The organism is Paraburkholderia phenazinium, assembly GCF_900100735.1.
Taxonomy (GTDB): Bacteria; Pseudomonadota; Gammaproteobacteria; order Burkholderiales; family Burkholderiaceae; genus Paraburkholderia; species Paraburkholderia phenazinia.
In genome coordinates, this window is record NZ_FNCJ01000005.1 from 44,422 (window position 1) to 70,486 (window position 26,065).

At 63.2% G+C, this 26,065-nt stretch carries 29 protein-coding genes; 23 read left to right on the forward strand and 6 right to left on the reverse strand.

Annotation, left to right across the window (positions count from 1 at the left end; all coding sequences use genetic code 11):
- The first annotated feature begins 275 nt into the window (after positions 1–275).
- From gshA to ptsP, 5 genes are all read left to right on the forward strand, one after another.
- Positions 276–1,565 carry a glutamate--cysteine ligase gene (gene gshA, locus BLQ92_RS12905; protein WP_090684893.1) on the forward strand — a complete coding sequence of 430 codons (1,290 nt, stop codon included), beginning with the start codon at positions 276–278 and terminating at the stop codon, positions 1,563–1,565.
- A 131-nt stretch (positions 1,566–1,696) separates the two neighbouring features.
- Positions 1,697–2,653 carry a glutathione synthase gene (gene gshB / locus BLQ92_RS12910; protein WP_090684894.1) on the forward strand — a complete coding sequence of 319 codons (957 nt, stop codon included), beginning with the start codon at positions 1,697–1,699 and terminating at the stop codon, positions 2,651–2,653.
- A 337-nt stretch (positions 2,654–2,990) separates the two neighbouring features.
- On the forward strand, positions 2,991–3,482 hold the full coding sequence (locus tag BLQ92_RS12915; RefSeq protein WP_090684895.1) for a PTS sugar transporter subunit IIA: 492 nt from the start codon (positions 2,991–2,993) through the stop codon (positions 3,480–3,482).
- 52 nt (positions 3,483–3,534) lie between these two features.
- On the forward strand, positions 3,535–3,804 hold the full coding sequence (locus BLQ92_RS12920) for an HPr family phosphocarrier protein (RefSeq protein WP_074263248.1): 270 nt from the start codon (positions 3,535–3,537) through the stop codon (positions 3,802–3,804).
- Positions 3,805–4,072: 268 nt separating this feature from the next.
- Entirely contained in the window at positions 4,073–5,824 is a 1,752-nt protein-coding gene (gene ptsP / locus BLQ92_RS12925) for a phosphoenolpyruvate--protein phosphotransferase (RefSeq protein WP_090684896.1), read from the forward strand.
- 65 nt (positions 5,825–5,889) lie between these two features.
- Here the strand turns inward: ptsP and BLQ92_RS12930 are convergent, their stop codons facing one another.
- The 3 genes from BLQ92_RS12930 to gpmA all read right to left on the reverse strand — a co-directional run bounded on the left by BLQ92_RS12930 (position 5,890) and on the right by gpmA (position 9,518).
- Entirely contained in the window at positions 5,890–6,648 is a 759-nt protein-coding gene (locus tag BLQ92_RS12930; protein ID WP_090684897.1) for a HesA/MoeB/ThiF family protein, read from the reverse strand.
- A gap of 162 nt (positions 6,649–6,810) precedes the next feature.
- Positions 6,811–8,394 (reverse strand): S41 family peptidase, encoded by a 1,584-nt coding sequence (locus BLQ92_RS12935; protein WP_090684898.1) that lies wholly within the window; start codon positions 8,392–8,394, stop codon positions 6,811–6,813.
- A 377-nt stretch (positions 8,395–8,771) separates the two neighbouring features.
- On the reverse strand, positions 8,772–9,518 hold the full coding sequence (gene gpmA / locus BLQ92_RS12940; protein ID WP_090684899.1) for a 2,3-diphosphoglycerate-dependent phosphoglycerate mutase: 747 nt from the start codon (positions 9,516–9,518) through the stop codon (positions 8,772–8,774).
- Positions 9,519–9,656: 138 nt separating this feature from the next.
- On the opposite strand from gpmA, the gene BLQ92_RS12945 reads away from it, so the two are divergent.
- The 5 genes from BLQ92_RS12945 (at position 9,657) to BLQ92_RS12965 (ending at position 12,597) form a co-directional block, all read left to right on the forward strand.
- Positions 9,657–10,082, forward strand: a complete 426-nt coding sequence (locus BLQ92_RS12945) for a rhodanese-like domain-containing protein (RefSeq protein WP_090684900.1) — start codon at positions 9,657–9,659, stop codon at positions 10,080–10,082.
- Positions 10,079–10,339, forward strand: a complete 261-nt coding sequence (gene grxC, locus BLQ92_RS12950) for a glutaredoxin 3 (RefSeq protein WP_090684901.1) — start codon at positions 10,079–10,081, stop codon at positions 10,337–10,339. Before BLQ92_RS12945 ends, grxC begins: the two co-directional genes overlap by 4 nt.
- 156 nt (positions 10,340–10,495) lie before the next feature.
- Positions 10,496–10,966 carry a protein-export chaperone SecB gene (gene secB / locus BLQ92_RS12955; RefSeq protein WP_074300905.1) on the forward strand — a complete coding sequence of 157 codons (471 nt, stop codon included), beginning with the start codon at positions 10,496–10,498 and terminating at the stop codon, positions 10,964–10,966.
- A 21-nt stretch (positions 10,967–10,987) separates the two neighbouring features.
- Complete coding sequence (locus tag BLQ92_RS12960; RefSeq protein ID WP_090684902.1) at positions 10,988–11,986, forward strand: NAD(P)H-dependent glycerol-3-phosphate dehydrogenase; 999 nt, start codon at positions 10,988–10,990, stop codon at positions 11,984–11,986.
- Positions 11,987–12,069: 83 nt separating this feature from the next.
- A complete protein-coding gene (locus BLQ92_RS12965; protein WP_090684903.1) occupies positions 12,070–12,597 on the forward strand; it encodes an O-acetyl-ADP-ribose deacetylase in 528 nt (175 codons plus the stop codon).
- Positions 12,598–12,621: 24 nt separating this feature from the next.
- Here BLQ92_RS12965 and trmL read toward each other — a convergent pair whose 3' ends face one another.
- Together trmL and BLQ92_RS12975 are read right to left on the reverse strand one after the other, a co-directional pair.
- The gene (gene trmL, locus BLQ92_RS12970) at positions 12,622–13,092 is read right to left on the reverse strand and encodes a tRNA (uridine(34)/cytosine(34)/5-carboxymethylaminomethyluridine(34)-2'-O)-methyltransferase TrmL (RefSeq protein ID WP_090684904.1); all 471 of its coding nucleotides are present in this window, start codon (positions 13,090–13,092) and stop codon (positions 12,622–12,624) included.
- A gap of 18 nt (positions 13,093–13,110) precedes the next feature.
- Complete coding sequence (locus BLQ92_RS12975; RefSeq protein WP_090684905.1) at positions 13,111–13,893, reverse strand: ComF family protein; 783 nt, start codon at positions 13,891–13,893, stop codon at positions 13,111–13,113.
- Between the two features lie 85 nt (positions 13,894–13,978).
- Here BLQ92_RS12975 and BLQ92_RS12980 point away from each other — a divergent pair, with 85 nt between their 5' ends.
- The 8 genes from BLQ92_RS12980 to BLQ92_RS13015 all read left to right on the forward strand — a co-directional run bounded on the left by BLQ92_RS12980 (position 13,979) and on the right by BLQ92_RS13015 (position 21,321).
- Entirely contained in the window at positions 13,979–14,962 is a 984-nt protein-coding gene (locus tag BLQ92_RS12980; RefSeq protein WP_090684906.1) for a methyltransferase domain-containing protein, read from the forward strand.
- 280 nt (positions 14,963–15,242) lie between these two features.
- Positions 15,243–15,716: a DUF2244 domain-containing protein gene (locus BLQ92_RS12985; protein WP_090684907.1), complete on the forward strand. Its 474-nt coding sequence runs from the start codon at positions 15,243–15,245 to the stop codon at positions 15,714–15,716.
- Positions 15,717–15,781: 65 nt separating this feature from the next.
- Complete coding sequence (gene coxB / locus BLQ92_RS12990; protein WP_090684908.1) at positions 15,782–17,398, forward strand: cytochrome c oxidase subunit II; 1,617 nt, start codon at positions 15,782–15,784, stop codon at positions 17,396–17,398.
- Between the two features lie 44 nt (positions 17,399–17,442).
- A complete protein-coding gene (gene ctaD / locus BLQ92_RS12995; protein WP_090684909.1) occupies positions 17,443–19,059 on the forward strand; it encodes a cytochrome c oxidase subunit I in 1,617 nt (538 codons plus the stop codon).
- Positions 19,060–19,219: 160 nt separating this feature from the next.
- Complete coding sequence (locus tag BLQ92_RS40420) at positions 19,220–19,354, forward strand: cytochrome oxidase small assembly protein (protein WP_090684910.1); 135 nt, start codon at positions 19,220–19,222, stop codon at positions 19,352–19,354.
- A 72-nt stretch (positions 19,355–19,426) separates the two neighbouring features.
- A complete protein-coding gene (locus tag BLQ92_RS13005; RefSeq protein WP_090684911.1) occupies positions 19,427–20,038 on the forward strand; it encodes a cytochrome c oxidase assembly protein in 612 nt (203 codons plus the stop codon).
- A 36-nt stretch (positions 20,039–20,074) separates the two neighbouring features.
- The gene (locus tag BLQ92_RS13010; RefSeq protein WP_090684912.1) at positions 20,075–20,299 is read left to right on the forward strand and encodes a DUF2970 domain-containing protein; all 225 of its coding nucleotides are present in this window, start codon (positions 20,075–20,077) and stop codon (positions 20,297–20,299) included.
- 164 nt (positions 20,300–20,463) lie between these two features.
- Positions 20,464–21,321, forward strand: a complete 858-nt coding sequence (locus tag BLQ92_RS13015) for a cytochrome c oxidase subunit 3 (RefSeq protein WP_090684913.1) — start codon at positions 20,464–20,466, stop codon at positions 21,319–21,321.
- 230 nt (positions 21,322–21,551) lie between these two features.
- Here the strand turns inward: BLQ92_RS13015 and BLQ92_RS13020 are convergent, their stop codons facing one another.
- Complete coding sequence (locus BLQ92_RS13020) at positions 21,552–21,761, reverse strand: twin transmembrane helix small protein (RefSeq protein WP_090684914.1); 210 nt, start codon at positions 21,759–21,761, stop codon at positions 21,552–21,554.
- Positions 21,762–21,848: 87 nt separating this feature from the next.
- Here BLQ92_RS13020 and BLQ92_RS13025 point away from each other — a divergent pair, with 87 nt between their 5' ends.
- From BLQ92_RS13025 to BLQ92_RS13045, 5 genes are all read left to right on the forward strand, one after another.
- Complete coding sequence (locus BLQ92_RS13025; RefSeq protein ID WP_090684915.1) at positions 21,849–22,565, forward strand: SURF1 family protein; 717 nt, start codon at positions 21,849–21,851, stop codon at positions 22,563–22,565.
- A 34-nt stretch (positions 22,566–22,599) separates the two neighbouring features.
- Entirely contained in the window at positions 22,600–23,262 is a 663-nt protein-coding gene (locus BLQ92_RS13030) for an SCO family protein (RefSeq protein WP_090684916.1), read from the forward strand.
- A gap of 89 nt (positions 23,263–23,351) precedes the next feature.
- Positions 23,352–24,461, forward strand: coding sequence for a COX15/CtaA family protein (locus BLQ92_RS13035; RefSeq protein ID WP_090684917.1), 1,110 nt, complete (start codon positions 23,352–23,354; stop codon positions 24,459–24,461).
- A 6-nt stretch (positions 24,462–24,467) separates the two neighbouring features.
- Complete coding sequence (cyoE, locus tag BLQ92_RS13040; protein WP_090684918.1) at positions 24,468–25,373, forward strand: heme o synthase; 906 nt, start codon at positions 24,468–24,470, stop codon at positions 25,371–25,373.
- A 4-nt stretch (positions 25,374–25,377) separates the two neighbouring features.
- A complete protein-coding gene (locus BLQ92_RS13045) occupies positions 25,378–25,995 on the forward strand; it encodes an SCO family protein (protein WP_090684919.1) in 618 nt (205 codons plus the stop codon).
- The last annotated feature ends 70 nt before the right edge of the window (positions 25,996–26,065 follow it).

Consider the following 26,065-nt stretch of genomic DNA (forward strand, 5'->3'; position numbering starts at 1 on the left):
TCAGAAAGGCTGGTCAAGCTTCAAGGGTTTCAGGCTTTACGAATCACGAATCAAGCGCAGCGACTTTGGCCCGCCTTCTGGCGGGCCTTTTTCTTGGTGCTTGCCGCGCTGCTATTTCCGGGGGAATCGCGGTAGACTGCCTTTAGGAGCAGTCTCCACCGGCTATCGCGCCCATAGCGAGATTGCATCCATCCCTGCTTGCGAATGGAGAAACCGTCCCCAAATGGACGAAGCAATTGCTCTACAATCTTTTTTCTCCAGTCTGCGAGTGATCAATGGTTCCGCACCTAGTTACGGCGTTAAACGGCCCGCTGCTCGATCTCGAGCGGAAGATCCTCGACGCTACACCCGCCATCGAACGCTGGTTCCGTCTGGAATGGCAGGAACACACGCCGCCGTTCTACTGCTCGGTCGACCTGCGTAACGCGGGCTTCAAGCTCGCGCCGGTCGACACCAACCTGTTCCCCGGCGCGTTCAACAACCTGCCGCAGGAAGTGCTGCCGCTCGCCGTACAGGCGGCGATGGCCTCGATCGAAAAGATCTGTCCGGACGCGAAGAACCTGCTGGTCATTCCGGAGCGCCATACGCGCAACGCGTTTTATCTGGAGAATGTCGCGCGGCTCGCCACAATCATGCGTCAGGCTGGCCTGAACGTACGCTTCGGCACGCTCGACGAAAGCATTGTCGGTCCGGTCACCATCGCGCTGTCGGACGGTCAGAAGATCGTCCTCGAGCCGCTCGAACGGTCGACGCGCCGGCTTGGTCTGAAGAATTTCGATCCCTGTTCGATTCTTCTGAACAACGATCTCTCGGGCGGCATTCCGCCCATCCTCGAAAATCTGCACGAGCAGTATCTGCTGCCGCCGTTGCACGCAGCGTGGGCGGTGCGCCGCAAGTCGACGCACTTCTCCTGCTATGACGACGTCGCCAAGAAGTTCGCGAAGATGGTCGAGATCGACCCATGGATGATCAATCCGTACTTCGCGCACGTGGAAGGCGTCGATTTCCAGCAGCGAACCGGTGAAGAGGCGCTCGCGGACGCGATCGACGGCGTGTTGAAGAAGATTGCCAAGAAGTATCGCGAATACGGTATCTCCGAGAAGCCGTATGTGGTCATCAAGTCGGATGCCGGTACCTACGGCATGGGTGTGATGACCGTGCACGACGCCTCGGAAGTCGCCGCGCTCACCAAGCGCGAACGCGCGAAGATGGCGGCCACCAAGGACGGCCTCGAGGTGCATGACGTGATCGTCCAGGAGGGCGTCTATACGTTCGAGCGCATTGGCGAGGAAGTCGCCGAGCCGGTCGTGTACATGATCGACCGGTACGTGGTGGGCGGCTTCTACCGCGTGCACGGCAGCCGCGAGCGCGACCAGAACCTGAACGCCCCGGGCATGCATTTCGTGCCGCTCGGCTTCGAGCACACGGCGCTGCCCGACGCGCATGCGAAGCCGGGTGTCGCACCGCCGAACCGCTTCTATATGTACGGCGTGGTGGCGCGCCTCGGCTTGCTGGCCGCCTCGGTGGAGCTGGAAAAGACCGATCCGGAAGCGATCCAGGTTTGACGGCCGCTGCTTGACGCCGGATGACCCGGCATGGCGGACACGCTACGCTGGATCGATGGGCGGCACGGCTGCGGCCACCGCCCCTTGTTTAACGCATAATGCCAAGCCCATCAGGGCGCACCAGGATCTCCATGGACATTCTCTTTATCGCCGACCCGCTGGATCACTTCAAGATCTACAAGGATTCGACCTACGCGATGATGGCCGAGGCGGCCCGGCGCGGGCACACGCTCTACACCTGCGAGCCGCAGCACCTGGCGTGGACCGGGGCGGACGTCGAGGCGAACGTGCAGCGTTTTGCGATTGTGGGCGACGAGGCCGACGGCCATCGCGACACATGGTATGCGGCCGATGCCGCCGCGCCGCGCACGCTGAAGAGCTTCGGCGCAGTGCTGATGCGCAAGGACCCGCCGTTCGACATGGAGTACGTGACGTCGACGTGGCTGCTGGAGCTTGCGGAACGAGGCGGCGCCCGCATCTTCAATAAGCCGCAGGCGATTCGGGATCACTCGGAAAAGCTCGCGATCGGCGAATTTCCACAGTTCGTGGCGCCGACGCTGGTGACGCGCGACGCCGCGCGGCTGCGCGCGTTTCACGCCGAGCATGGCGACGTGATCCTGAAACCGCTCGACGGCATGGGCGGCATGGGTGTGTTTCGTGTGAAAGCGGACGGCATGAACCTCGGTTCGATCATCGAGATGCTGAGCCACGACGGCGCGCGTTCGGTGATGGCGCAGAAGTTCATCCCCGAGATCAAGGCAGGCGACAAGCGCATCTTGCTGATCGGCGGCCAGCCAGTGCCGTTTTCGCTGGCGCGTATCCCGCAGGGCAACGAGGTGCGCGGCAACCTCGCTGCGGGCGGCCTTGGCGTGGCGCAGCCGCTAACGGAGCACGACCGCAAGATCGCCGAAACGCTGGCGCCGGTGCTGGCCGCGCGCGGCCTGCTGCTGGTGGGGCTCGACGCGATCGGCGACTGGCTGACCGAAGTGAACGTGACGAGCCCGACGTGCTTCCGCGAAATCATGGATCAGACCGGTTTCGACGTCGCCGCGATGTTCATCGATGCGCTGGAGCGTGCGGTCGGATAAAGAGCCACCCCGGGCCACTCCGGGGCGCCTTGGGGGCGCAAGGGCGCCGCCGAGCGAACAAGTGGCGGAAGCGAGAAAATGAGCCTGTTACAATGCCCGCTCTTCTGCGGCGGCCCGCATCGGTTAGCATCGCCAACAGGCATAGAGCGCGGGCCGTGCTCATGAAGCAGGCATCAGTGGGCCGCTAACAGATGCTCGCCGCCGGGCCGAACAGGCTTGACGAGCGGGCGTCCGGAGACGCCGATCCGACCCTCCTGACCATCGGCCGGTCGAGGGTGTGACGACCGGGCTAACACCCGGGCCACGGTTCAGGGCCGTTTTTTGCAGCAAGGCTGACATGGCAGGCATTCTGATCATTGCACACGCCCCCCTCGCAACGGCGCTCAGGGACTGTATCGCGCACGTTTACGGGGGCTTACCGGCCCGCATCGGCGTCATCGACGTGTCGCCGGATTGCGACCCCGCGCAGGTGGTCGCTTTCGCATACTCCGAGATCGAGCGGCTCAGGGAAGAGAACGGCGCGCTGGTGCTGACCGATATGTTCGGCGCGACGCCTTCCAACATTGCTGCGCGGCTGGCGTCGCTGCCGGAGGTGCGCGTGCTGGCCGGCGTGAATCTGCCGATGCTGCTGCGTGCGGTCTGCTATCGCGCGACGCCGCTCGACACGCTGGTCGACAAGGCGCTGTCCGGGGCCACCAAAGGCGTGCAGGCAATCGTTCCGGGCACGCCCGCGGCGGTAAGCACACCTTCCGTTGCGACGGACTGCTCACCCCCGGTCATGCCGCCGGAGACCGATCTCAAGCAAAAGCAGGGCTCGACGAGCCTGTAACGGTTTCAGTTTCATCTTTCATAACATCATTACCCGCGCTTCGGACCATCACATGCTGCAACAGGAAACGACTATCGTGAACAAGCTGGGGCTGCACGCGCGTGCGTCGGCCAAACTGACGCAACTCGCGGGTAACTTCCAGGCTGAAATCTGGATGAGCCGCAACGGGCGGCGCATCAACGCGAAAAGCATCATGGGTGTGATGATGCTGGCCGCAGGTATCGGCAGCACGGTGCTGATCGAAACTGAAGGCTCCGACGAAAAAGAAGCCATGGACGCACTACTGAAACTGATCGCTGATAAATTCGGCGAAGGTCAGTAACGCGCCGCGCGCACAGATTCGTTTGTGTCATCACGCCGCGGCTTCCCGCGGCGTTTTTTTTTGTCGGCCGGAGTGAGTGCTTTAGCATTTACTCCGGCCCCATGCAGCGCTGCGCGTCACAATCGGCATCGTAATCTGGCGCAACGCGCGTGCTGCGTTGCACAGCGTCAAAGCGGGCGCTGGGGCGCTGCGGAATTTATAATGACCTGCATGGTCTGAGAGCATTGCAGCGGTCTGCCGCGGCATCACACAACTAGAGGAGGTGCGCGTGTCCTTCACGCTGCATGGAATTCCCGTGTCACGCGGTATTGCCATCGGGCGGGCCTATCTGATCGCCCCGGCTGCACTCGACGTTGACCACTATTTGGTCGAACCTGCCCAGATCGAGGGCGAGGTCGAGCGTTTCCGCTCGGCTCAGGAACTCGTTCATCAGGAGCTCGATACATTGCGCAACGATCTCGCGGCGGACGCGCCGAGCGAGATGGGTGCGTTCATCGACGTTCATTCAATGATCCTGAACGACGCGATGCTCGTCCAGGAAACCATCGATCTGATCCGTACGCGCCGCTACAACGTCGAGTGGGCGCTGACCGAGCAACTCGAGCGCATTTCGCGCCATTTCGACGACATCGAAGACGAGTATCTGCGCGAGCGCAAAGCCGATATCCACCAGGTGGTCGAACGCGTGCTGAAGGCGCTGGCGGGGGCCACGGCCGCGAGCCTCGTGGACAACGTGCACGGCGCGTGCGACGAAATGATCGTGGTTGCGCACGACATTGCGCCGGCCGACATGATGCAGTTCAAGACGCAAACGTTTCAGGGTTTTGTTACGGATCTGGGCGGCCGAACCTCGCATACAGCGATCGTGGCGCGCAGCCTCGGCATTCCGGCTGCCGTCGGCGTGCAGCACGCGAGCGCGCTGATCCGCCAGGACGACCTGATCATCGTCGACGGCGACCACGGCATCGTGATCGTCGATCCGGCGCCGATCGTGCTGGAAGAGTATTCGTACCGGCAAAGCGAAAAGGCGCTCGAACAGCGCAAGCTGCAGCGCCTGAAGTTTTCGCCCACGCAGACGCTGTGCGGCACGCGCATCGAGCTGTGTGCGAACATCGAACTGCCGGACGACGCGAAGGCGGCGGTGGATGCGGGGGCAACCGGCATCGGCCTGTTCCGCACCGAATTCCTGTTCATGAATCACAAGGACAAGCTGCCGGCGGAAGAGGAGCAGTTCGAGGCGTACAAGCGGGCCGTGGAACTGATGAACGGGCTGCCGGTAACGATCCGCACCATTGACGTGGGCGCCGACAAGCCGCTCGATTCGATGAGCAGTGGCGACGGCTACGAGACCACCGCGAATCCGGCGCTGGGGCTGCGGGCGATCCGCTGGAGCCTGTCCGAGCCGCAGATGTTCCTCACGCAGTTGCGCGCCATCCTGCGTGCATCGGCGTTCGGCACGGTGAAGATCCTGATTCCGATGCTCGCGCATGCGCAGGAGATCGACCAGACGCTCGATCTGATTCGCGAGGCCAAACGTCAGCTCGACGACGCGGGGCTTGCCTACGATCCGAACGTGCGGGTCGGCGCCATGATCGAGATTCCGGCGGCGGCGATTGCCTTGCCGTTGTTCCTGAAGCGGCTCGATTTCCTGTCGATCGGCACTAACGATCTGATCCAGTACACGCTGGCGATCGACCGCGCGGACAACGCGGTTGCGCATCTGTACGACCCGCTTCATCCGGCGGTGCTGCATCTGATCGCCTTCACACTGCGCGAGGCGAAGCGCGCGGGTGTGCCGGTGTCGGTGTGCGGTGAGATGGCGGGTGACCCGGCCCTGACGCGTCTGTTGCTCGGCATGGGCCTCACCGAGTTTTCGATGCACCCGAGCCAGTTGCTGGTCGTCAAGCAGGAGATCCTGCGTTCGCACGTGAAAACGCTGGAGAAGCCGGTGGCGGATGTGCTGGCTTCGTTCGAGCCGGAAGAGGTGCAGGCCGCGTTGAAGCGGGTTGCACTGGTGTAAGTTGGCTGGCGCCGCTTATGGTGGCGCTTCGGGCGGCGCAGGCGGGCGCGAAGCCCGCGCGTGACCTAACTACGATGCGCGTCGCCGCACACCGGGCAATCCGGCTGGCGGGCGATGCGCATCGTGTTCCATTCCATCCGCAGCGAATCGAGCATCATCAGGCGGCCCACCAGCGGCGTGCCGATGCCTGCAATCACACGCAGTGCCTCGGCTGCCTGCATCGCGCCGATGATCCCCACAGTCGGCGCAAACACTCCCATCGTCGAGCAGGCTACTTCCTCGAACGGCTGATCTTCCGGAAACACGCAGGCGTAGCAGGGCGACGCCGCGTCGCGGAAGTCGAACGTGCTGATCTGTCCATCGAAGCGCAGCGCGGCCCCTGACACGAGCGGCACCCCATGCGCGCAGCAGGCGCGGTTGATGGCGTGGCGGGTCGCGAAGTTATCGGTGCAATCGAGCACGACCGTGGCGTGCGGCACAGCCGCGTCGAGCCACGCATCGTCGACGCGTTGGGCCACCGCATCCACCACCACCTCTGGATTGAGCTGGGCGATCGCATCGCGCCCGGATTCGACCTTGCTACGGCCCACCGAGGCCGTCACGTGCAGGATCTGGCGTTGCAGGTTGGTGAGGTCGACCGTGTCTGCATCCACGAGGGTCAGCTTGCCCACGCCGGATGCGGCCAGATACATCGCCGCCGGCGAGCCCAGCCCACCGGCACCGACGACGATTGCGTGCGCATCGAGAAAACGCTGCTGAGCCTCGATACCGAGTTCGTCGACAAGGATATGGCGGGAATAGCGGAGCAGTTGATCGTCGTTCATGGCGGGGCGCAGGGGTGAATCGCGCGCTGACGGCAGGCAGGCCTTCTACAGGATCAGGCACGACGCTGCTGCGCGAGTGTTCGTTCTGGTTATTTTAAGCGCGCTTAAGGAAACGGGTCTTCGCAGCGTGTGCCGCGAAGACCCGTGGATGAGGCTTGCTACTTAGTTGCTTTGCGAGGCCGGGGCCGGCGCGGAAGCCGGCGTGGTGGCCGATGCGCCCGGCACCGGAGTGGTCGGCTTGACCGCAACCGGCGCCGAAGCGGATTGCTCCGGCTTGTTCTGCGCCAGACGCCGTTCGGAGAGCGACTTCGATTCCTGCACCGGCTTGCCTTCCAGCTTGTTCAGGCCTTGCTGCAGCATGAAGTCGTCAGCCGAGCCGAACTCGACCGGCTTACGGTCGCGGTCCTTCTGACGTTGTTCCGGCGTCTTCTTGTCGTTCTGCTCTTCAAGCACCCGCAACTGGTCCATGCGATCCTGCTCGCGCTGTTCCTGTTCCTTCTTCTCGTTCGGATCCTGCGTGTTCGCAAGGTGGTTCGAATAGTCCACTTCGCGCGTCACGAGTGCGTCGTCCGGATCGCCGTCCGCGTATTGATCCACCGCGATATCCGGGCGGATACCCTTGTTCTGGATCGAACGGCCGCTCGGCGTGTAGTAGTACGCCGTGGTCAGGCGCAGCGCGGTGTCGGCTGTCATCGGACGCACCGTTTGCACCGAACCCTTGCCGAAGGTCGTCTTGCCGACAATCAGCGCGCGATGCTGATCCTGCAGCGCACCGGCGACGATTTCCGAGGCCGACGCCGAGTAGGCGTTGGTCAGCACGATCATCGGCACGGTCTTGAAGATCGGCGCTTCGTCCTTCAGCGGATCGTTGTCAAACGACGGCAGGCGGTAGTTGTCGTAGGTGTCGCGGTAGACCTGCTTCGAATCCGGAATCTGGCCGTTGGTCGAGACCACCACCGAATCCGGCGGCAGGAATGCGCCGGCCACACCCACCGCGCTTTGCAGCAGACCGCCGCCGTTATTGCGCAGGTCGAGGACCAGACCCTTCAGGTTCGGCTGCTGACGCGCGATTTCCTGGAGCTTTTCAGCCAGATCAGGCGTGGTGCGTTCCTGGAAGCTCGTGATGCGGATATACGCATAACCCGGCGCCAGAATCTTCATCTTCACGCTCTGCACCTTGATGATGGCGCGCGTGACGGTGAGCGGGAAGGTGCGGTCGTCGGTCTTGCGGAAGATGGTCAGCGTGACCTTGGTGCCCGGGTCGCCGCGCATCTGCTTGACGGCCTGGTCGAGCGTCATGCCGCGCACCGGCTTGTCGTTGATGCGTGTGATCAGGTCGCCCGGACGAATGCCGGCGCGGAATGCCGGCGTGTCTTCGATCGGCGAGATCACCTTGATCAGGCCGTCTTCCGACGAGATTTCAATACCGAGGCCGGCGAAGCGGCCCTTGGTTTGTTCCTGCAGTTCTTCGTAATCGGTCTTGTCGAGATACGACGAGTGCGGGTCGAGGCTCGAGACCATGCCCTTGATGGCGGCCGTGAGGAGCTTCTTGTCGTCGACCGGTTCGACATATTCGTGCTTGATCTGTCCGAAAACTTCGGCGAACAGCCGCAACTGGTCGAGCGGCAGCGGGGCGACCGCGCTGCTGGCAGGTTGCTGGGCCGAGGCGGAAAGTTGCAGTGTTGCAAAAACGCCGGTAGCAAGGCCCGCGGCAATCAGGCCGATATTTTTCAGGTTCTTTCGCATAGAGTCTGTTGCGGTCGGAAGCGCGTGGCAGCGTCAAAGAGATGGGGACGGACAAGTATAACTGCACACCCGCTCAGGCAGTGCACAGCATAGTAATCGCAGTTCGACAGCGTGTGGCGTGCCAGGTTCTGAGGATTTGCGCTGCGGTATGGAAGAAATGTGCCGTAACCGGAAAGACGCACGCCGCGGCGGACGCGCTGGTGTTGTTGCGCCGAGCGCCTGGCGGGTTTCTACCAGGGCGCACAGCGTGTTTCCTGCAGTTTTGTATTGCGTGTTATGCAGCGAATCAGCATGGCAGTGAGGAGCCCAAATGAGCGGCGCAGATGCGCCGCCGGTGCGTCTCATTGTGGGGCCTTGCTGCGGCCTCACCGCTGGACTCAGCCTGCCTTGCCTTGCTTCGCGACCGCGGCCTGGGCCTTGGCGATCGCCTCCTGGTCGCCCAGATAGTAGTGCGTGATGGGCTTCAGGTTCTCGTCCAGTTCATACACGAGCGGCACGCCGTTCGGGATGTTCAGGCCGACGATGTCGTCGTCCGAGATGTTGTCGAGGTACTTCACGAGAGCCCGGATCGAGTTGCCGTGGGCGGCGATCAGCACCTTGCGGCCCGATTTGATGGCCGGCGCGATCGATTCGTTCCACATCGGCAGAACGCGCGCCACCGTGTCCTTCAGGCACTCGGTGAGCGGCAACTGTTCGCGCGGCACCTTGGCGTAGCGCGGGTCGTTGTAGGCGGTGCGTTCGTCGGACGGCTCGAGCGCGGGCGGCGGCGTGTCATAGCTGCGGCGCCAGACCAGCACCTGCTCGTCGCCGAACTTCGCGGCGGTTTCCGCCTTGTTCAGACCCGACAGCGCACCGTAATGGCGCTCGTTCAGGCGCCACGAGTGGACCACCGGCAGGTACATCAGGTCCATCTGGTCCTGCACGTGCCAAAGGGTGCGGATCGCGCGCTTGAGGACCGACGTGTAGGCGATGTCGAACGTATAGCCCGATTCCTTCAGCAGCACGCCCGCCTGCTGCGCTTCACGATTGCCTTGCTCGGTCAGGTCGACATCGACCCAGCCGGTGAAGCGGTTTTCCTTGTTCCACGTCGATTCGCCGTGGCGGATGAGAACGAGTTTGTACATAAGATGGCCGGTCGGTAGTAAGGAAGCGGTAAAGCGTGGCGTACTCGGCCAAACGGGCCGTCGCCATCGCGTCAGGCGGTTATTTTATAATGGTCGGATTGCCTCATTCCGATTTCTCTCTTTTTCGGCGGATTTTCCGTGAAGTTCTTCACCGATTACACAAACCTTGTACTCATCGCGATCGTCCTCATCTCCGGTGGGTTGCTCCTGTGGCCGTCGATCAGCCGCCGGGGCCGCGGCGGGCTGTCCGCTGCCGCTGCCACCCAGCTGATCAACCGCCGCAACGCCGTGGTTATCGATTTGCGGCCGTCGGCGGAGTTCGCCAACGGTCATCTGCCCTCGGCACGGCATCTTGAATTTGCCGAGTTGCAGGCGAAGGTCGGCCAGCTCGTGAAGAACAAGAGCAACCCGGTGCTGCTGGTATGCCAGACCGGCCAGCAGTCGAACAAGGCGGTGCGCGTCGTGCAGGACGCGGGCTACGCCGAAGTCCATGTGCTGGAAGGCGGCCTGAACGCCTGGCAGCAAGCCGGCATGCCGGTTGTGAAACAAGGAGCAGCGAAGTGAACAAGGTATTCATGTACAGCACCCAGGTGTGCCCGTATTGCCAGATGGCCGAACGTCTTTTAAAGTCGCGCGGCGTCGAGAACGTCGAAAAGGTCCTGATCGACAAAGACCCGGCCCGGCGTGAAGAAATGATGAGCCGCACGGGTCGCCGTACGGTTCCTCAGGTGTTCATCGGCGAGACGCATGTGGGCGGCTATGATGACCTTTCCGCGCTTGATCGCGCGGGCGGCCTGATGCCGCTGCTCGAAGCCGCATAAGCGCGCCGCAGCTAGCTTAAGCGGCAGCGCGCGAGCAAGACAGTACCGAAACAAGCCGGTGTGCCGAGCCCCTTGGTGGGCGGGGCGCATCGCATCGATCCGGCGTGCCATGGGAGCATGGCGCGCTGCAATGACCATATCAGGGAACATCCAATCATGTCCGACGAGAATAACCAGCCGTTCTTCAACATCCAGCGCATCTACCTGAAGGACATGTCGCTCGAGCAGCCGAATTCGCCGGCCATCTTCCTCGAACAGGAAATGCCGTCGGTCGAAGTCGAAGTCGACGTGAAGGCCGAGCGCCTCGCCGACACCGTGTTCGAAATCCTCGTTACGGGCACCGTGACCGCCAAGGTGTCGGACAAGGTCGCGTTCCTGATCGAAGCCAAGCAAGCCGGTATTTTCGATATCCGCAACATTCCGGCTGAGCAGATCGACCCGCTGGTCGGCATCGCCTGCCCGACGATCCTGTTCCCGTACCTGCGCTCGAACATCGCCGACGCGATCACCCGCGCCGGTTTCCCGCCGATCCACCTCGCCGAAATCAACTTCCAGGCCCTGTACGAGCAACGTCTCGCGCAGCTCGGCTCGCAAGACGGCGCGGCGCAGAACGGCGTCACGCACTAAGCGTCGCGCGCAGTGCCGGGTATGAAAGTCGCCGTTCTCGGCGCTGGTGCATGGGGCACCGCTCTCGCGGGCCATCTGGCTGTGCGGCACGATACGGTGCTGTGGGCGCGTGAGCCGGCGCTGGTCGCCGAGCTCGCCGCCGCGCATGAAAACGCCCGCTATCTGGCGGGCGTTGCTTTGCCGGCTGGGCTTCGCTATGAAGCCGATCTCGAGGCGGCGTTGAGCCACGCGCTCGCCGACGATGCGCTGTGCGTCGTCGCAACGCCCGTTGCTGGTTTGCGCGGGCTGTTCCAGGCCATGCGTGCTGCGGGCAAGGTGCCGGCTCATGTGGTCTGGCTCTGCAAGGGCTTCGAAGCGGATACGCAGTTGTTGCCGCATCAGGTCGTGGCCGCCGAGCTGTCCAGTCACGCCAGCAACGGCGTGCTGTCGGGTCCCAGTTTTGCACGTGAAGTGGGGCAGGGCTTGCCGGTCGCATTGACCATCGCGAGTGGCTCGGCGGCTTGCCGCGAGCGCACCGTGGCGGCATTCCATCATGGCGCCATGCGCATCTATACCGGCGACGATGTCGTCGGCGTGGAGGTGGGCGGCGCGGTGAAGAATGTGCTGGCTATCGCGACGGGTATCGCTGATGGCTTGGGTCTCGGCCTCAATGCGCGGGCCGCGCTGATCACACGGGGCCTTGCCGAAATGTCGCGCCTCGGCGTGACGCTCGGTGGCCGGGCGGAGACCTTCACTGGTCTCACCGGTCTTGGCGACCTGATCCTGACTGCCACCGGCGATCTGTCGCGCAACCGCACGGTGGGCCTGCAACTGGCCGCTGGGCGCACGCTCGACGATATCCTGGGCGGTCTCGGTCACGTGGCCGAAGGGGTGCGTTGTGCGCAAGCCGTGCTGGCGATCGCTCGCGCTCATTCGATCGACATGCCGATCACCGAGGCGGTCTGCGCCGTGTTGTTCGATGGGGTCGCCCCGCGCGATGCCGTCAACGCGCTGCTGCGCCGGGACGCCAAAGCCGAGTAATCGGGGCGCTCCGCTTTGTGCTGAACCGTTGTCCTATCCTCGCTGTCCACGTCTTATAGACGTTTCGGATGGCGAGGTTCTCCATGTTCACATCAGGTCATTGCTCGCTCGAGGCGCGCGTCGTCGACATCACGACGCTGGCGCTCGACGCGATCGTCAACGCTGCCAATAGTTCGCTGCTGGGCGGAGGCGGCGTAGACGGCGCGATTCATCGTGCAGCAGGGCGCGCGCTGTTACGCGAATGCGAAACGCTTGGCGGCTGCGCAACCGGCGACGCGAAAATCACCGCTGGCTACCAGTTGCCGGCGAAGCACGTGATACATGCGGTGGGCCCCGTCTGGCAGGGCGGCGGTCGAGGCGAGGCCGAGCTGCTGGCGTCGTGCTACCGGCGCTCGCTCGAGCTAGCCGGGCAGGCGCGCTGCGAGAGCATCGCGTTTCCTGCTATCAGCTGCGGCATCTACCGTTTTCCCGCGGAAGAGGCGGTCGGCATCGCGGTGGGCACAGTCGTGGACACGCTGCCGCGCATACCGGCCATTGAGCAGGTAGTGTTCGCCTGTTTCGACGACGCCATGTTCGCGCATTACCAAGCCGCATTGGGCCGCCTTGGCTGACCACACCCGACAGGCTTCCCGCCCTCAGGCGCCGCCTTCGAAACCGGCCTGACGCCAGGCTTCGAACACCACCACCGCAACGGTATTCGACAGATTCAGGCTGCGGTTGCCGGGCCGCATCGGCAAGCGCACCCGCTGTTCGGCAGCGAACTGCCCCAGCACGTCATCCGGCAAGCCGCGCGTCTCCGCACCGAACACGAACCAGTCGCCGGGCAGGAACGCATGGGCGTGAAAAGCGCCCGAGCCGCGCGTCGTGAAGGCAAACATGCGCGCCGGATCCGGTGCTTCCCTGGCCAGAAACGCGGCCCAATTGGCATGCACATGCATCTGCGCATACTCGTGATAGTCGAGGCCCGCGCGCTTCATCTTGGCGTCGTCGAGCGGGAAGCCGAGCGGTTCGATCAGATGCAAACGGGCGCCGGTATTGGCGCACAGGCGGATGACATTGCCGGTGTTCGGCGGGATTTCGGGTTCGACGAGTACGACGTTAAACATGATGTGAGCCAGTGGAGACTAGTTTTTCGGCGTGCGTAGCGCGACGAAGTTGGTGACGCGCCGCGCGCCGGCGGCCTTCAGCGTGTGCGCGAGGGCTTCGAGCGTGGCGCCGGTGGTCATGACATCGTCGACCACGGCCACGTGCAAACCGTGCACCGGGCCAGTGACGCTGAACGCCTGGCCGACGTTTTGCCGGCGCGCGTCGAGATCGAGGCGCGACTGCGGCGCGGTCTCGATGACGCGCGCGAGCAGCGTGGCGTCGCTCTTCACGCGGAGCGCGCGGGCCAGCGGTCTGGCAATCTGCCACGCCTGGTTGTAGCCGCGTTCGACGAGGCGTTTCGCCGCGAGCGGCACCGGCGCCATCACATCGGGCCATTCGGATGTGTCCAGCATATCGTCCGCAAGCCGCGCGAGCCGTTGCGCGAATTCGTCGGCCAGCCTCAGGCGGGCGCGAAACTTCAGACCGACTGCCAGCGTATCGAGCGGCGCCCGGTAGTCGGCCAGTGCAAGGGTGGCATCGAACGGCGGCGGCGTGGCGACACAGTCCGCGCACCGGTAACCGGCACGCTTGCCCGGCCGCGAACTGGACAACGGGACCGCGCAGACCGTGCAACGCAAGCGCGTTTCATTCGCATAAGCCTCGTCACAACCCCGGCAGAGCGCGCTCTGCGACAAATTGCCGCATAGTGTGCAAAGATTCGGCAGGGCGGCCTGCGCAAGGCGCGGCCATGACGAACCCAACCGGGTCGCAAACTCTGCAAGCCGGCCGCAAGGTGAAGAAACTGACGCCTGAAATCGCATCGATGGGCCGCCCGCGAAAGGCCTCCTGCGCTGAATGGAGGGGAGCGAGCGAGTATACTTCGTGCTCTTCGTCCGTGTGACTCCCATGCCCCCATCTCCCGCAAAATCTGGCCGTCCGGCCTATGATTCCCGGCGCCTGCAGCGGATTTTCGACCGCCGCGCGGCGACTTTCGACGATGTGGCGTTCCTGCCGCGCGAGATTGCGCAGCGCATGCGCGAGCGTCTTGACTACATCAAGGTCAGCCCGGCTGCCGTGCTCGATGCGGGCTGCGGCGCAGGCGACGACCTGCCAGGACTGCGCGAGCGCTTTCCCGAAGCCCCGGTGTTCGGCACCGACCTCTCGCATGCCATGCTCACCCGGGCGCTGCACCACGACGCCGGCGACACGAGCTGGCGGCGCTTCCTGCCGGCCTCGATCGGCAAGGCGCTCGGCGCGCGCGGCCCGCGCTTCGCCCAGGCGGACTTCTCGGCACTGCCTTTTGCAGCAAGCGCGTTCGAATTCATCTGGTCGAACCTCGCCTTGCACTGGCACTCGCGGCCCGATCTCGTATTTCCCGAATGGCAACGCGTGCTGAAGGTAGGGGGTCTGCTGATGTTCAGCACGCTTGGTCCCGATACACTCAAGGAACTGCGCGGCGCGTATGCCGAAGTGGAGGCGGCGCACGGCGTGCCGTCGCGCAAGCACGTGATCGATTTCGTGGATATGCACGACCTGGGCGATATGCTGGTTGAGAGCGGCTTCGAGATTCCGGTGATGGACCAGGAGACGCTGACCATCACCTATCAGTCGCCGCAATCGCTGCTCGCGGATGTGCGCCGCTGGGGTGCTTACCCGTTCGAGCGCGAGACCGGCTCGCCCGTGGCGGGCGCCGCGGGCCCGGCCTCGCAGCGCCTCTACAAGGCGCTGCTGGCCGCGCTCGAGGCGCGCCGGCGGCCCGACGGCACGCTCGCGCTGACCTTCGAGGTGATCTACGGACATGCGTGGAAAGCAGTGCCGCGCATGACCGCCGAGGGTCATGGAATCGTGCGTCTGGAGGACATTGGACGAGGTCCGTCAAGGAATCGTTGAAGCGGTAAAGAGGGCATCTGTTATGTCTGAAATTACCGGGACAAAAGTGCTTCACAGGATGCGTCAAAATGGCGCAAAGGCTTGTCGGGACTGGCTTTCAGCCCGATAGGGCGTTGCTTGTGGATGCCATTGAACGCGCCTATAATGCGTCAGTTTGCCGCTCGGAGCTCCCACACCCGCAGCGGCAGGCCCGAGGCGCTGGGCAGCAGTAAAAGTCGGCAAGAAGCGGTACCAGGCAGCGGTAACAGGCAAGGTTAAGAGGCACTCGCAGGAGACAGCGATGGAGTCATCTGATCTGCTGGCGGAGTCGGAGCCGGTCCTCAAGGACTGGACGATGAAGCGCAACTGTTCGGTGTCGCCGAAGCAGTTCGTATGGTTCTATGTGTCGCTTGCGGTGGTTTCGCTGCTCATTGCTTTCATGCTGGATCTGATCGGCGCCTGGCTGGTGCTGCCGTTCACCGGCATCGAGTTGGTAGCGGTCGGTATCGCTTTTGCAATATACGCGCGTCATGCTGTGGATTACGAACGCATCAGGCTGTTTCCGAACCGGCTCGTCATCGAGCAGGTAAGCGCGGAGCAAGTCACGCAGTTCGAATTCAATCCGCGCTGGGTGCGGATCGAGCCGGGCGCAACGCCGCGTGACCACATCAAACTGGTCTCGCGTGGCCAGACGATCATGATTGGGCAACACCTCGCGCAGTATCGGCGCGCGCAATTTGCAGGCGAATTGCGCATGTGGCTCAGGCGTTGTTAGTCGCCTCGGGGCTCGCGCCGTCCAGGGGAGCGCGAGGCAGCCTTCCAGCGGGGTCGAGGGTTTGAATGGAAATTTTGGGTAAGGAAGCTATGAAAACAATCAAGCGAGCCCTCATGGGCGGGCTGGCGCTTACCGGATTGCTCTTTGCCGGTGCCGCGCTGGCAGTGGGTGACAGTCCGGGCGGCCCCGCCGTCAACGAGATCAACCTCCAGCCGCCTGCAACCGCTATCGCTGAGGAGCTCTATCACCTCCACACCTTCATGTTGATCCTCTGTACGGTGATCTTCGTGGGCGTGTTCGGTGTGATGTTCTATTCGGTCTTTGCTCACCGCAAGTCGAAAGGCCACAAGGCCGCCCATTTCCACGAAAGCACCACCGTCGAAATCATCTGGACGATTGTCCCGTTCGTCATCGTCGTGCTGATGGCGCTGCCCGCCACCAAGACCGTCGTGGCGATGAAAGACACCACTAACTCCGACCTGACCATCAAGGTGACCGGATACCAGTGGAAGTGGGGCTACGACTACGTGAAGGGTCCGGGTGAGGGCATCAGCTTCCTGTCCACGCTCAGCACCCCGCGGGACGAGGTTGCCGGCCTGATGCCGAAGAGCGACACCTATCTGCAGGAAGTCGACAACCCGCTGGTGGTGCCGGTCGACAAGAAGATCCGCATCATCACCACCGCCAACGACGTGGTCCACTCCTGGTACGTTCCGGCTTTCGGTGTGAAGCAGGATGCGATTCCGGGCTTCGTGCGCGACACGTGGTTCAAGGCTGACAAGACCGGCACGTTCCGCGGCTTCTGCACCGAGCTGTGCGGCAAGGAACATGCGTTCATGCCGGTGGTGGTCGAAGTGCTCTCGGCTGACGACTACGCCAAGTGGGTCGACGACCAGAAGAAGAAAATGGCCGCCGGCGCTGACGATCCCAACAAGACCTACACCATGGCCGAGTTGATGGAACGCGGCGGCAAGGTCTATGCATCGAACTGCGCGGTCTGCCACCAGCCGACCGGCAAGGGCGCCGGCGCGTTCCCGGCGCTCGACGGCAGCAAGATCGCTAACGGTCCGATCGCTCAACACGTGAGCCTCGTGCTGAAGGGCAAGAATGCGATGCCGTCGTGGGCGCCTACGCTGAACGACGTCGAGATCGCCTCGGTCATCACGTTCGAGCGCAACTCGTGGGGTAATCACACCGGCGACATTCTCCAGCCGAAGCAGGTTGCGGACGCGCGCAACGGCAAGCTGCCGGAAGGTGGCAACCACCTCGCGGATGCTGCGGCAGGTGCAAGCGGCGCAGCCGCGAGTGACGCGGGCGCTGCCAGCGCGGCCGCCCCGGCCGCTGCCGCTTCCTCGGACAGCGCAGCAGCCCTGCCGGCTAACGTCTACTTCGAAACCGGCAAGAGCACGCTGCCGGACGACGCGAAAGCAGCGGTCGCTGCGGCTGCCGATTACGCCAAGGCGCACCCGGACGCAAAGTTTGCGGTGTCGGGCTTTACCGACGCAGCCGGTTCGGCCGACCTCAACGCCAAGCTCGCCAAGAGCCGCGCCGAAGCCGTGCGCGACGCGCTGAAGGCCGCCGGCATTGCCGAAGACCATATTATTTTAAAGAAGCCGGAAACGGTCACTGGCGGCAGCGATCCCAAAGAGGCGCGCCGTGTTCAGATCAGTTCGGCAGCCTGACGTGTTCATGGTCAGCACCGCAGTATTCGCATTAGGAGATTGTCATGTCTAGCGTTGGACACGATGTAGTTGCGGGCCACGAGCACGTCCACGGCGACCCCCATGCTCATGGGACGCCGCATGGCTGGCGCCGGTGGCTGTACGCCACCAACCACAAGGATATCGGTACGCTGTACCTGATCTTCTCGTTCACCATGTTCCTCTCCGGGGGCGTGATGGCGCTGATGATCCGTGCCGAACTGTTCGAACCGGGCCTGCAGATCATGCGTCCCGAGTTCTTCAACCAGTTGACCACCATGCACGGCCTGATCATGGTGTTCGGCGCGATCATGCCGGCCTTCGTCGGTTTCGCGAACTGGATGGTGCCGCTGCAGATCGGCGCATCGGACATGGCTTTTGCGCGGATGAACAACTTCAGCTTCTGGCTGCTGCCGGTGGCGGCGGTCCTGCTGGTGGGTTCGTTCTTTGCGCCGGGTGGCGCCACGGCTGCCGGCTGGACGCTGTACGCACCACTCTCCACGCAGATGGGCCCGGGCATGGACTTCGCGATTTTCGCGGTCCACTTGATGGGTGCCTCGTCGATCATGGGCGGCATCAACATCGTCGTGACGATCCTGAACATGCGCGCGCCGGGCCTGACGCTGATGAAGATGCCGATGTTCGTCTGGACGTGGCTCATCACCGCTTACCTGCTGATCGCCGTGATGCCGGTTCTGGCCGGTGCGATCACCATGCTGCTGTTCGACCGCCACTTCGGCACGTCGTTCTTCAATGCGGCCGGTGGCGGCGACCCGGTGATGTACCAGCATATCTTCTGGTTCTTCGGGCACCCCGAGGTGTACATCATGATCTTGCCGGCGTTCGGGATCGTGTCGCAGGTGATTCCGGCGTTCTCGCGCAAGCCGCTGTTCGGTTATAGCTCGATGGTGTACGCCACGTCGTCGATCGCCATCCTGTCGTTCATGGTCTGGGCGCACCACATGTTCGCCACCGGCATGCCGGTGACCGGCCAGTTGTTCTTCATGTACGCCACGATGCTGATCGCCGTGCCGACGGGCGTGAAGGTGTTCAACTGGGTGGCCACGATGTGGCGCGGTTCGCTGACGTTCGAAACCCCGATGCTGTTTGCGGTGGGCTTCCTGTTCGTGTTCACGTTCGGCGGTCTGACGGGCCTGATGCTCGCCATGGCGCCGCTCGACATCCAGTATCACGGTACCTACTTCGTGGTGGCGCACTTCCACTACGTGCTGGTGGCGGGTTCTCTGTTCGGTCTCTTCTCCGGCTGGTACTACTGGTCGCCGAAATGGACCGGCTGGATGTACAACGAGACGCGCGGCAAGATCCACTTCTGGGCCTCGATGATCTTCTTTAACCTCGCCTTCCTGCCGATGCACTTCGTGGGTCTCGCAGGCATGCCGCGTCGTTACGCCGATTACCCGGCGCAGTTCACCGACTGGAACCAGGTCATCACGATCGGCGCGTTCGGCTTCGGCCTCGCCCAGGTGTACTTCCTGTTTGCTGTGGCGCTGCCGGCTTACCGCGGCGGCGGCGAGCTCGAAAAGGCCGGCGACAAGCCGTGGGACGGCGCGACGGGTCTCGAATGGACCGTGCCGAGCCCGGCTCCGTTCCATACGTTCGAACACCCGCCGACGGTCGAGTAACGGTCGACTAACGGTCAACCAGGCAATTGTTCGATGCGGCATTCCCGGTTCTGACCCGGTCCTGGCATAAGCGCCAGGCCGGGTGCAGCAAAGCCGCAGAGTCGGACGGTGGCAGCGCGGTGATCCTTATCAGTGCAGTAAAGGTTCGAGAAACTCCAGCATGACCCGGAATCCACAACAGCGACGTACGCCCGAGGAAATCCGCGCGGGCAACCGGCGGCTCGGTCTGATCATGCTTGCCATCGCCGCCGCGTTTTTCGTGGGTATTTTCATCAGGCAGAGCTTTTTCTCCTGAGCCTTGGTGCGGTGTAGGGGTTTGTCTGAGCTGGATGTCTGAGCTGTTTTGATGGCTTGTTGAGGAAGTTCGATGTCGACGCAACCGCCGCTCGAGACCGACCGCTCGTTTAACCGGTCGATGCTGATCAAGCTGGTCGTGGTCGCGTTCCTGATGTTCGGTTTCGGGTTTGCGCTGGTGCCGATGTACCGCGCGATCTGCCAGATTACCGGTATCAACAATCTCGTGCAGCGCGACGCGACGGCACGGGAAGCGAAGAATACGCAGGTCGACATGAGCCGCACGATTTCGATCGAATTCGATGCGAACGCGCGCGGCCCGCTCGGTTTCAAGCCGGAGCAGCACAGCCTCGACGTGCATCCCGGCGAAGTTACGACGGTGATGTACACGGTGAGCAACGAACAGGCGCGCACGATCCACGCGCAAGCCATTCCGAGCTACGCACCGAAGCAGGCCACCGAGTACTTCAAGAAGATCGAATGCTTTTGTTTTACGCAGCAGACGTTGGCTGCAAACGAGGTCAAGCGGTTGCCGGTGGTGTTCGTCGTCGACCCGAAATTGCCGAAGGATGTGAAGACGATCACCTTGTCGTACACGTTCTTCGAACTCAATACACCCGCGCCGGTGACGAGCGGGACGGCGGGGCCGGCCAAGGCTGCGGTGACGGTACCCGAGCCAGCCTGATGCGGCACACGTGACGGGCGAAGGAAGAAGAAGGTAATGAGCCACAACGATGGGAGCGATGAGGGTCGTAGCGGTCGAAAGAGCAGCTTCGGCCAGTCGATGAAGGCCGTGTTCTGGGCGTTTTTCGGCGTGCGCAAGCGGCGCGACCTGGAATCGGATGCCAGTCAGCTCAACCCGCTGCATGTGCTGCTCGCGGCGCTGATCGGTGCGGCCATCTTTATCGGTATCCTGATTCTGGTCGTACGCGCGGTGGTGGGCTAAGCGGCCCGGCGCGCAGCAACAAAAGCGGCAACAGTGGGCGGCCTTGGGCCAAAAGCGCGGCCCCAAAGATTAGAGTGAAGCGGTGCGGTATCGACGCACCGCCGAAGAGACAGCCGGATTAACCGGGTCAAGCGGAACAACTGGACTGAAGTGGAGAATCAAGAATGAGCGGTCAAAACGAGAGCCCGTACTATTTCGTACCGCATCCGTCGCGGCATCCGATCAGCGCGGCCATCGGGCTGCTGGTCATGCTGTCATCGCTTGCGGCGTGGATCAACGGCGAAAGCTGGGCGCCTATCACGGTGCTCGCCGGCTTGCTGTGGCTGCTCTTCACGTTGTGGCACTGGTTCGGCGACGCGATCTCCGAGTCGGAAGGCGGCATGTACGGCAAGAACGTCGACAAGTCGTACCGCTGGAGCATGAGCTGGTTCATCTTTTCCGAAGTCATGTTCTTCGGCGCATTTTTCGGCGCGCTGTTCTATGCCCGTGAAATCGCCATGCATCAACTGGGCAGTCTCGACTACAAGCTGATCTGGCCGGATTTCTCTGCGGTGTGGCCGAACACCGGCCCGGCAACGCTGGTGTCGCACTTTAAGTCGATGCAGCCGTGGCCGGTGCCGACCATCAACACGGCGCTGCTGCTGTCCTCGGGAGCGACGCTGACGGTGGCTCACCACGCACTGCGTGAGAACCATCGCAACAAGACGATCGCGTGGCTGGCCGCTACCGTCGTGCTGGGCCTGTGCTTCCTGTTCCTGCAGGGCTTCGAGTACTACCACGCATATAACGAACTGAACCTGACGCTGGCCTCGGGCGTCTACGGCTCGACGTTCTTCCTGCTGACCGGGTTCCACGGTTTCCACGTGTTCCTCGGTGGCACGATGCTGACGGTGGTGCTGGTGCGCGTGATTCGCGGCCACTTCACCGCTGACCATCACTTCGCCTTTGAAGGCGCGGCCTGGTACTGGCACTTTGTGGACGTGGTGTGGCTCGGGCTGTACGTGGTGGTGTACTGGCTGTAAAGCTTTCGGGTCTGCGCGCAGTACTTATTACCGCGGTCTTTGCTGCGGGTCACGTGCAGACGTTTGAATTGCCGGTTTCGCTGCAGGCCGCGAAATCAACGAGTAGTATGCAGGCCTGACGCAGCGCCGCCCTCGACCCTGTCAGGGCGGCGTTTTGCTTCTGGGGCGCTAATGGGGCGCTTACGGAGCGGGACTGAAGCGGAACTGCCGCGGAAATCCCGCGCCGTCGCCTAGCGGCCGTAAGGGATGCCGGTCGACTGGATCCAGCCCATCCAGTGCGCAAACAGGATGAAGAGGAACAGCGAGATCGACAGGCCCACCCGGGTGGCCAGCGACCAGACCATGCGTTTCGTCTTACCCTTGTCGTGCATCATGAAGTACAGCGCCGAGGCCATGCTGGCGATGATCAGGGCAAAGGCGATGGGAACGAGAATGTGCATGAAATCAGCTGAAATTCAGGAGCGCGAAGGCAATATGGTTATTATCGCACCGTGCGTGGCGCCCCGTGTACCGGTGGGGCAGGCGCAATGAAGATCCGCTGGTTGCCCGCACTGTTGATCCTGATCGTCGTCGCGGTAACCGTGCGGCTGGGCTTCTGGCAGCGCGATCGCGCGCATCAGAAAGAGGCGCTGCAGGCCCACATTACGCAGTTCGAGAACGCGCCGGCCGAGCCGATCGGCAGCGCCCCGATTGCGTTGAAAGACATCGAGTTTCACCGGGTGCGCGCCCGCGGCAGTTTCGTCGCTGACAAAGCGATCTATCTCGACAATCGCCCGTATAACGATCAGCCGGGCTTTTACGTCGTGATGCCCTTTAAACTCGCCGACGGCGGCTATGTTCTGGTCAATCGCGGCTGGTTGCCGCGCAACATCAACGACCGCACCGTGATCGCGCCGTACGTCACGCCGCCGGGTCAGATCGAGATCGAAGGGATTGCGCGGGCCGATGCCACCCGAGCGTTCGAGCTGGGGCAGGGCGGTTCGGCTCCGCACCAGTCGATCCGGCAGAATCTGGACGTGGGGGCCTACGCCGCCGAGACGGGTCTGCCGCTGCAGCCGTTCGTGATCCAGCAGTTGAGCGACGACGGCGACAAGCTGGTGCGCGACTGGCCGGCCCCGGATACCGACGTCGAACGCAATTACGGCTACATGCTCCAATGGTGGGGCATGGCCATCGCGGCGCTCGCTTTTGGCTTGTATGCCGCGCGGCGCGCGGCAAAGAAAGAGCACGTGCCCAGCGCTTGATGCGCGCCGCGCAATTATTGAAAGAGGTTCTGTAGTGTCGACGCAATCTCCCCGTTCGCCGCAAGCCGGCAAACCCGCCGGCCCTGCGGTCATGCCCGGCCAGCCCCGCAGCAAAGGGTCGTGGCAACGCGGCCGCTGGATGATGCTGTTGATCGCGCTGGTGTGTGCGGCCCCCGTGGTCGGCTCGTATTTCACCTACTACGTGATCAAGCCGAGCGGCGGCACCACCAGCTACGGCACGCTCATCGAGCCGCAGCGGCCGATTCCCGATGCGCTGGTGGTGACGGGGCAAGATGGCAAGCCGCTGAAACTCGCATCGCTGCGCGGCAAGTGGCTGATGGTTTCGGTCGACAGCAGCGCCTGCGACAAGGCCTGCGTAACCAAGCTGTATTTCATGCGCCAGGTGCGCGCCACCCAAGGCCCGGAGCGCGACCGGGTCGTCGAGGTCTGGCTGCGCACCGACGCGGGGAACGTGGCCGACGTGATCCAGACTGCCTATCCGGACACGCGCAAGCTGATTGCCGATCCGGCAGCCCTCGCGGCATGGCTGCCCGTCGATGCCGGCACGGCGCTCACCGATCACATCTTCGTGGTCGATCCGAACGGCAACCTGATGATGCGTTTCCCGAAAGATCCGAACCCGAGCAAGATCAAGGGCGACATAACCAAGCTGCTGAAGTGGTCGAGCATCGGCTGATGCGGCGTTTTATCGCACGCCAGGGTGTACCGCGGATCGGACCCCTGTAGCACTATTGGCCGCTGCGTTTATTGCGAGAAGGTAGAGAGATGTTCGTATTGCAACTGGGCCTGATTGGCTTGTGCATTGCGTTGCTGCCGCTGTCCTACGTATGGGTCAGGGCCGACGACAATAAATTCCGCAAGCTTGTCTGGGTCACCACCTTCATGACGCTGGACCTCGTGATGTTCGGCGGCTTCACCCGCCTGACCGACTCCGGGCTCGGCTGTCCTGACTGGCCCGGTTGCTACGGCACGGCCTCGCCGTTTGTCGCCCACGCGGCGATTGCCGCGGCTCACCAGGCGCTGCCCACCGGCCCCGTCAGCATGACCAAGGCGTGGATCGAAATGATCCACCGTTACTTCGCCATGGCGATCGGCGTGCTGATCGTCGCGCAGACGGTGATTGCGTGGGTCGCGCGCATCAAGCGGCGTCCGTTGCACGTCTCGCCGTGGTGGCCGACTTCGCTGCTGCTGTTGATTCTGGTGCAAGGCGCGTTCGGTGCATGGACCGTTACGCTCAAACTGCAGCCGGTGATCGTCACGACGCACCTGCTGCTGGGCCTCGCGCTGCTTGGCACGCTCGGCTGGCTGGCGGCGCGCCAGACGCCGCTGCCCGCCTATGAACCCGAAGCGGCACAGTGGCGCACGGCGGCGCTCGCTGGTCTCGCGTTGCTGGTCGCGCAGATCGCGCTGGGCGGCTGGGTCAGCACCAACTACGCGGTGCTCGCCTGCACGGACTTCCCGACCTGCAACGGTCAATGGATTCCGCCGATGGATTTCGCGCACGGCTTCCACCTGTGGCGTGCGCTCGGCATGACCGGCGACGGCGAGATGATTACCCAGGATGCGCTGGTGGCGATCCACTGGACCCATCGGACCTTTGCGATCGTCGTGATCGCTTATCTGCTCTGGTTTGCGCTGAAGGTGCGCCGCTTCGAATCGCTGCGCCGTCCCGCCAACGGTGTGTTGCTGGTGGTGCTGATCCAGTTCATCACCGGCCTCTCCAACATTGTCCTGCAATGGCCGTTGCCCATTGCAGTCGCCCATAACGGCGGCGCCGCAATCCTGCTGCTGCTGCTCGTTATGCTAAACTTTCGAATCGCTTATAGCCGTCCCGGCCGCGCCGCCTTGTCTGCGCGCGACGCCGCGCCAGCGTGACCCCACATGGACAGCACAACTCTTTCCCAGACCCCCGGTAGTCGGATCTCCCAGTACATCGCGCTGACCAAGCCGCGCGTGACGCAGCTTGCCGTGTTCTGCGCAGTGATCGGTATGTTCCTCTCCACGCCCGGCATGGTGCCGTGGACCCCGTTGATCGGCGGCACCGTCGGCATCTGGCTGCTCGCCGGTGCGGCGTTCGCCATCAACTGCCTGGTCGAGCAGAAAATCGACGCGAAAATGCGCCGCACCTCGTGGCGGCCGTCCGCACGCGGCGAGATCACGACCACGCAGATCCTGCTGTTTTCCGCCGTGCTCGGCGGTCTCGGCATGTGGACGCTCTACACGTTCGCCAATCCGCTGACCATGTGGCTCACGCTTGCCACCTTCGTCGGCTACGCGGTCATCTACACGCTGTTGCTCAAGCCGGCCACGCCGCAGAACATCGTGATCGGCGGCGCCTCGGGCGCCATGCCGCCGGCGCTTGGCTGGGCCGCAGTCACGGGCCACGTGCCGGGCGACGCCTGGATTCTGGTGCTGATCATTTTCGTGTGGACGCCGCCGCATTTCTGGGCGCTCGCTCTGTATCGCCGCAAAGACTACGAAAACGCCGGTCTGCCGATGCTGCCGAACACCCACGGCGAACAGTACACCCGGCTGCATATTTTCCTGTACTCCGTGATCCTGTTCGCGGTCGCGCTGATGCCGTTCATCTCGGGCATGAGCGGCGTCGTTTATCTGGTGGCGGCGGTGCTGCTCGGCGCCGTGTTCCTCGCCTACGCGTGGAAGATCTATCGGGAGTACTCCGATACGCTCGCGCGTCAGTTGTTCCGTTACTCGATCATTTATCTGTCGCTGCTGTTCGCCGCGCTGTTGATCGATCACTATGCACGTGTCTTGATCGGCGCGTAATACCATGCTTACACACCGGCTAGCGCGCGTGGCGCGCACCGCCTTGATGGCCTGTGCGCTCGGCGGCGCGGTATTGGCCTCAGGCTGCGGCAAACCTGCTCCCTCGTTCCAGAACGTCGACATCACCGGCAATACGCAGTTCGGTTCGGACTTTTCGTTGCCCGACACCAGCGGCAAGATTCGCACGCTCGCGGACTACAAGGGCAAGGTGGTGGTGCTGTTCTTCGGCTACACGCATTGCCCCGATGTCTGTCCGACCACGATGGCCGAACTGTCGCAAGCACTCGAGCAACTGGGCCAGACGGATGCCAAGCGGGTTCAGGTGCTGTTCGTCACGGTCGATCCCGAGCGCGACACGGCAGCGTTGATGGCGCAGTACGTGCCGGCCTTCAATCCTTCGTTTGTCGGCTTGCGCCCGGCCGATCAGGAGCAGCTCACCAAGGTGACGAAGGACTTCCGCGTCTACTACGCCAAGGTGCCGGGTAAGACGCCCGATAGCTACACGATGGACCACACAGCGGCCAGCTTTGTCTTCGACCCCGATGGCAAGCTGCGACTCTTTGCCCGCGACGGGCAGGGCGCCGCGCCGTGGGTGCACGATATCAAGCTGCTCCTCGGTTAAGTCTCAGTCACGCGCTTGCTGGGCAGGCGCGTGATGTCCCGCTGTTCTTCTGCTGCGCCCCCTTTTCTCC

What these genes read in the sequence shown, in the direction of transcription:
- gshA (WP_090684893.1), top strand. Translation starts at nt 276, where the DNA reads ATGGTTCCGCACCTAGTTACGGCGTTAAACGGCCCGCTGCTCGATCTC.
- gshB (WP_090684894.1), top strand. Translation starts at nt 1,697, where the DNA reads ATGGACATTCTCTTTATCGCCGACCCGCTGGATCACTTCAAGATCTAC.
- BLQ92_RS12915 (WP_090684895.1), top strand. Translation starts at nt 2,991, where the DNA reads ATGGCAGGCATTCTGATCATTGCACACGCCCCCCTCGCAACGGCGCTC.
- BLQ92_RS12920 (WP_074263248.1), top strand. Translation starts at nt 3,535, where the DNA reads ATGCTGCAACAGGAAACGACTATCGTGAACAAGCTGGGGCTGCACGCG.
- BLQ92_RS12930 (WP_090684897.1), bottom strand. Translation starts at nt 6,648, where the DNA reads ATGAACGACGATCAACTGCTCCGCTATTCCCGCCATATCCTTGTCGAC.
- BLQ92_RS12935 (WP_090684898.1), bottom strand. Translation starts at nt 8,394, where the DNA reads ATGCGAAAGAACCTGAAAAATATCGGCCTGATTGCCGCGGGCCTTGCT.
- gpmA (WP_090684899.1), bottom strand. Translation starts at nt 9,518, where the DNA reads ATGTACAAACTCGTTCTCATCCGCCACGGCGAATCGACGTGGAACAAG.
- secB (WP_074300905.1), top strand. Translation starts at nt 10,496, where the DNA reads ATGTCCGACGAGAATAACCAGCCGTTCTTCAACATCCAGCGCATCTAC.
- BLQ92_RS12960 (WP_090684902.1), top strand. Translation starts at nt 10,988, where the DNA reads ATGAAAGTCGCCGTTCTCGGCGCTGGTGCATGGGGCACCGCTCTCGCG.
- BLQ92_RS12965 (WP_090684903.1), top strand. Translation starts at nt 12,070, where the DNA reads ATGTTCACATCAGGTCATTGCTCGCTCGAGGCGCGCGTCGTCGACATC.
- trmL (WP_090684904.1), bottom strand. Translation starts at nt 13,092, where the DNA reads ATGTTTAACGTCGTACTCGTCGAACCCGAAATCCCGCCGAACACCGGC.
- BLQ92_RS12975 (WP_090684905.1), bottom strand. Translation starts at nt 13,893, where the DNA reads ATGCGATTTCAGGCGTCAGTTTCTTCACCTTGCGGCCGGCTTGCAGAG.
- BLQ92_RS12980 (WP_090684906.1), top strand. Translation starts at nt 13,979, where the DNA reads ATGCCCCCATCTCCCGCAAAATCTGGCCGTCCGGCCTATGATTCCCGG.
- BLQ92_RS12985 (WP_090684907.1), top strand. Translation starts at nt 15,243, where the DNA reads ATGGAGTCATCTGATCTGCTGGCGGAGTCGGAGCCGGTCCTCAAGGAC.
- coxB (WP_090684908.1), top strand. Translation starts at nt 15,782, where the DNA reads ATGGAAATTTTGGGTAAGGAAGCTATGAAAACAATCAAGCGAGCCCTC.
- ctaD (WP_090684909.1), top strand. Translation starts at nt 17,443, where the DNA reads ATGTCTAGCGTTGGACACGATGTAGTTGCGGGCCACGAGCACGTCCAC.
- BLQ92_RS40420 (WP_090684910.1), top strand. Translation starts at nt 19,220, where the DNA reads ATGACCCGGAATCCACAACAGCGACGTACGCCCGAGGAAATCCGCGCG.
- BLQ92_RS13005 (WP_090684911.1), top strand. Translation starts at nt 19,427, where the DNA reads ATGTCGACGCAACCGCCGCTCGAGACCGACCGCTCGTTTAACCGGTCG.
- BLQ92_RS13010 (WP_090684912.1), top strand. Translation starts at nt 20,075, where the DNA reads ATGAGCCACAACGATGGGAGCGATGAGGGTCGTAGCGGTCGAAAGAGC.
- BLQ92_RS13015 (WP_090684913.1), top strand. Translation starts at nt 20,464, where the DNA reads ATGAGCGGTCAAAACGAGAGCCCGTACTATTTCGTACCGCATCCGTCG.
- BLQ92_RS13020 (WP_090684914.1), bottom strand. Translation starts at nt 21,761, where the DNA reads ATGCACATTCTCGTTCCCATCGCCTTTGCCCTGATCATCGCCAGCATG.
- BLQ92_RS13025 (WP_090684915.1), top strand. Translation starts at nt 21,849, where the DNA reads ATGAAGATCCGCTGGTTGCCCGCACTGTTGATCCTGATCGTCGTCGCG.
- BLQ92_RS13035 (WP_090684917.1), top strand. Translation starts at nt 23,352, where the DNA reads ATGTTCGTATTGCAACTGGGCCTGATTGGCTTGTGCATTGCGTTGCTG.
- cyoE (WP_090684918.1), top strand. Translation starts at nt 24,468, where the DNA reads ATGGACAGCACAACTCTTTCCCAGACCCCCGGTAGTCGGATCTCCCAG.
- BLQ92_RS13045 (WP_090684919.1), top strand. Translation starts at nt 25,378, where the DNA reads ATGCTTACACACCGGCTAGCGCGCGTGGCGCGCACCGCCTTGATGGCC.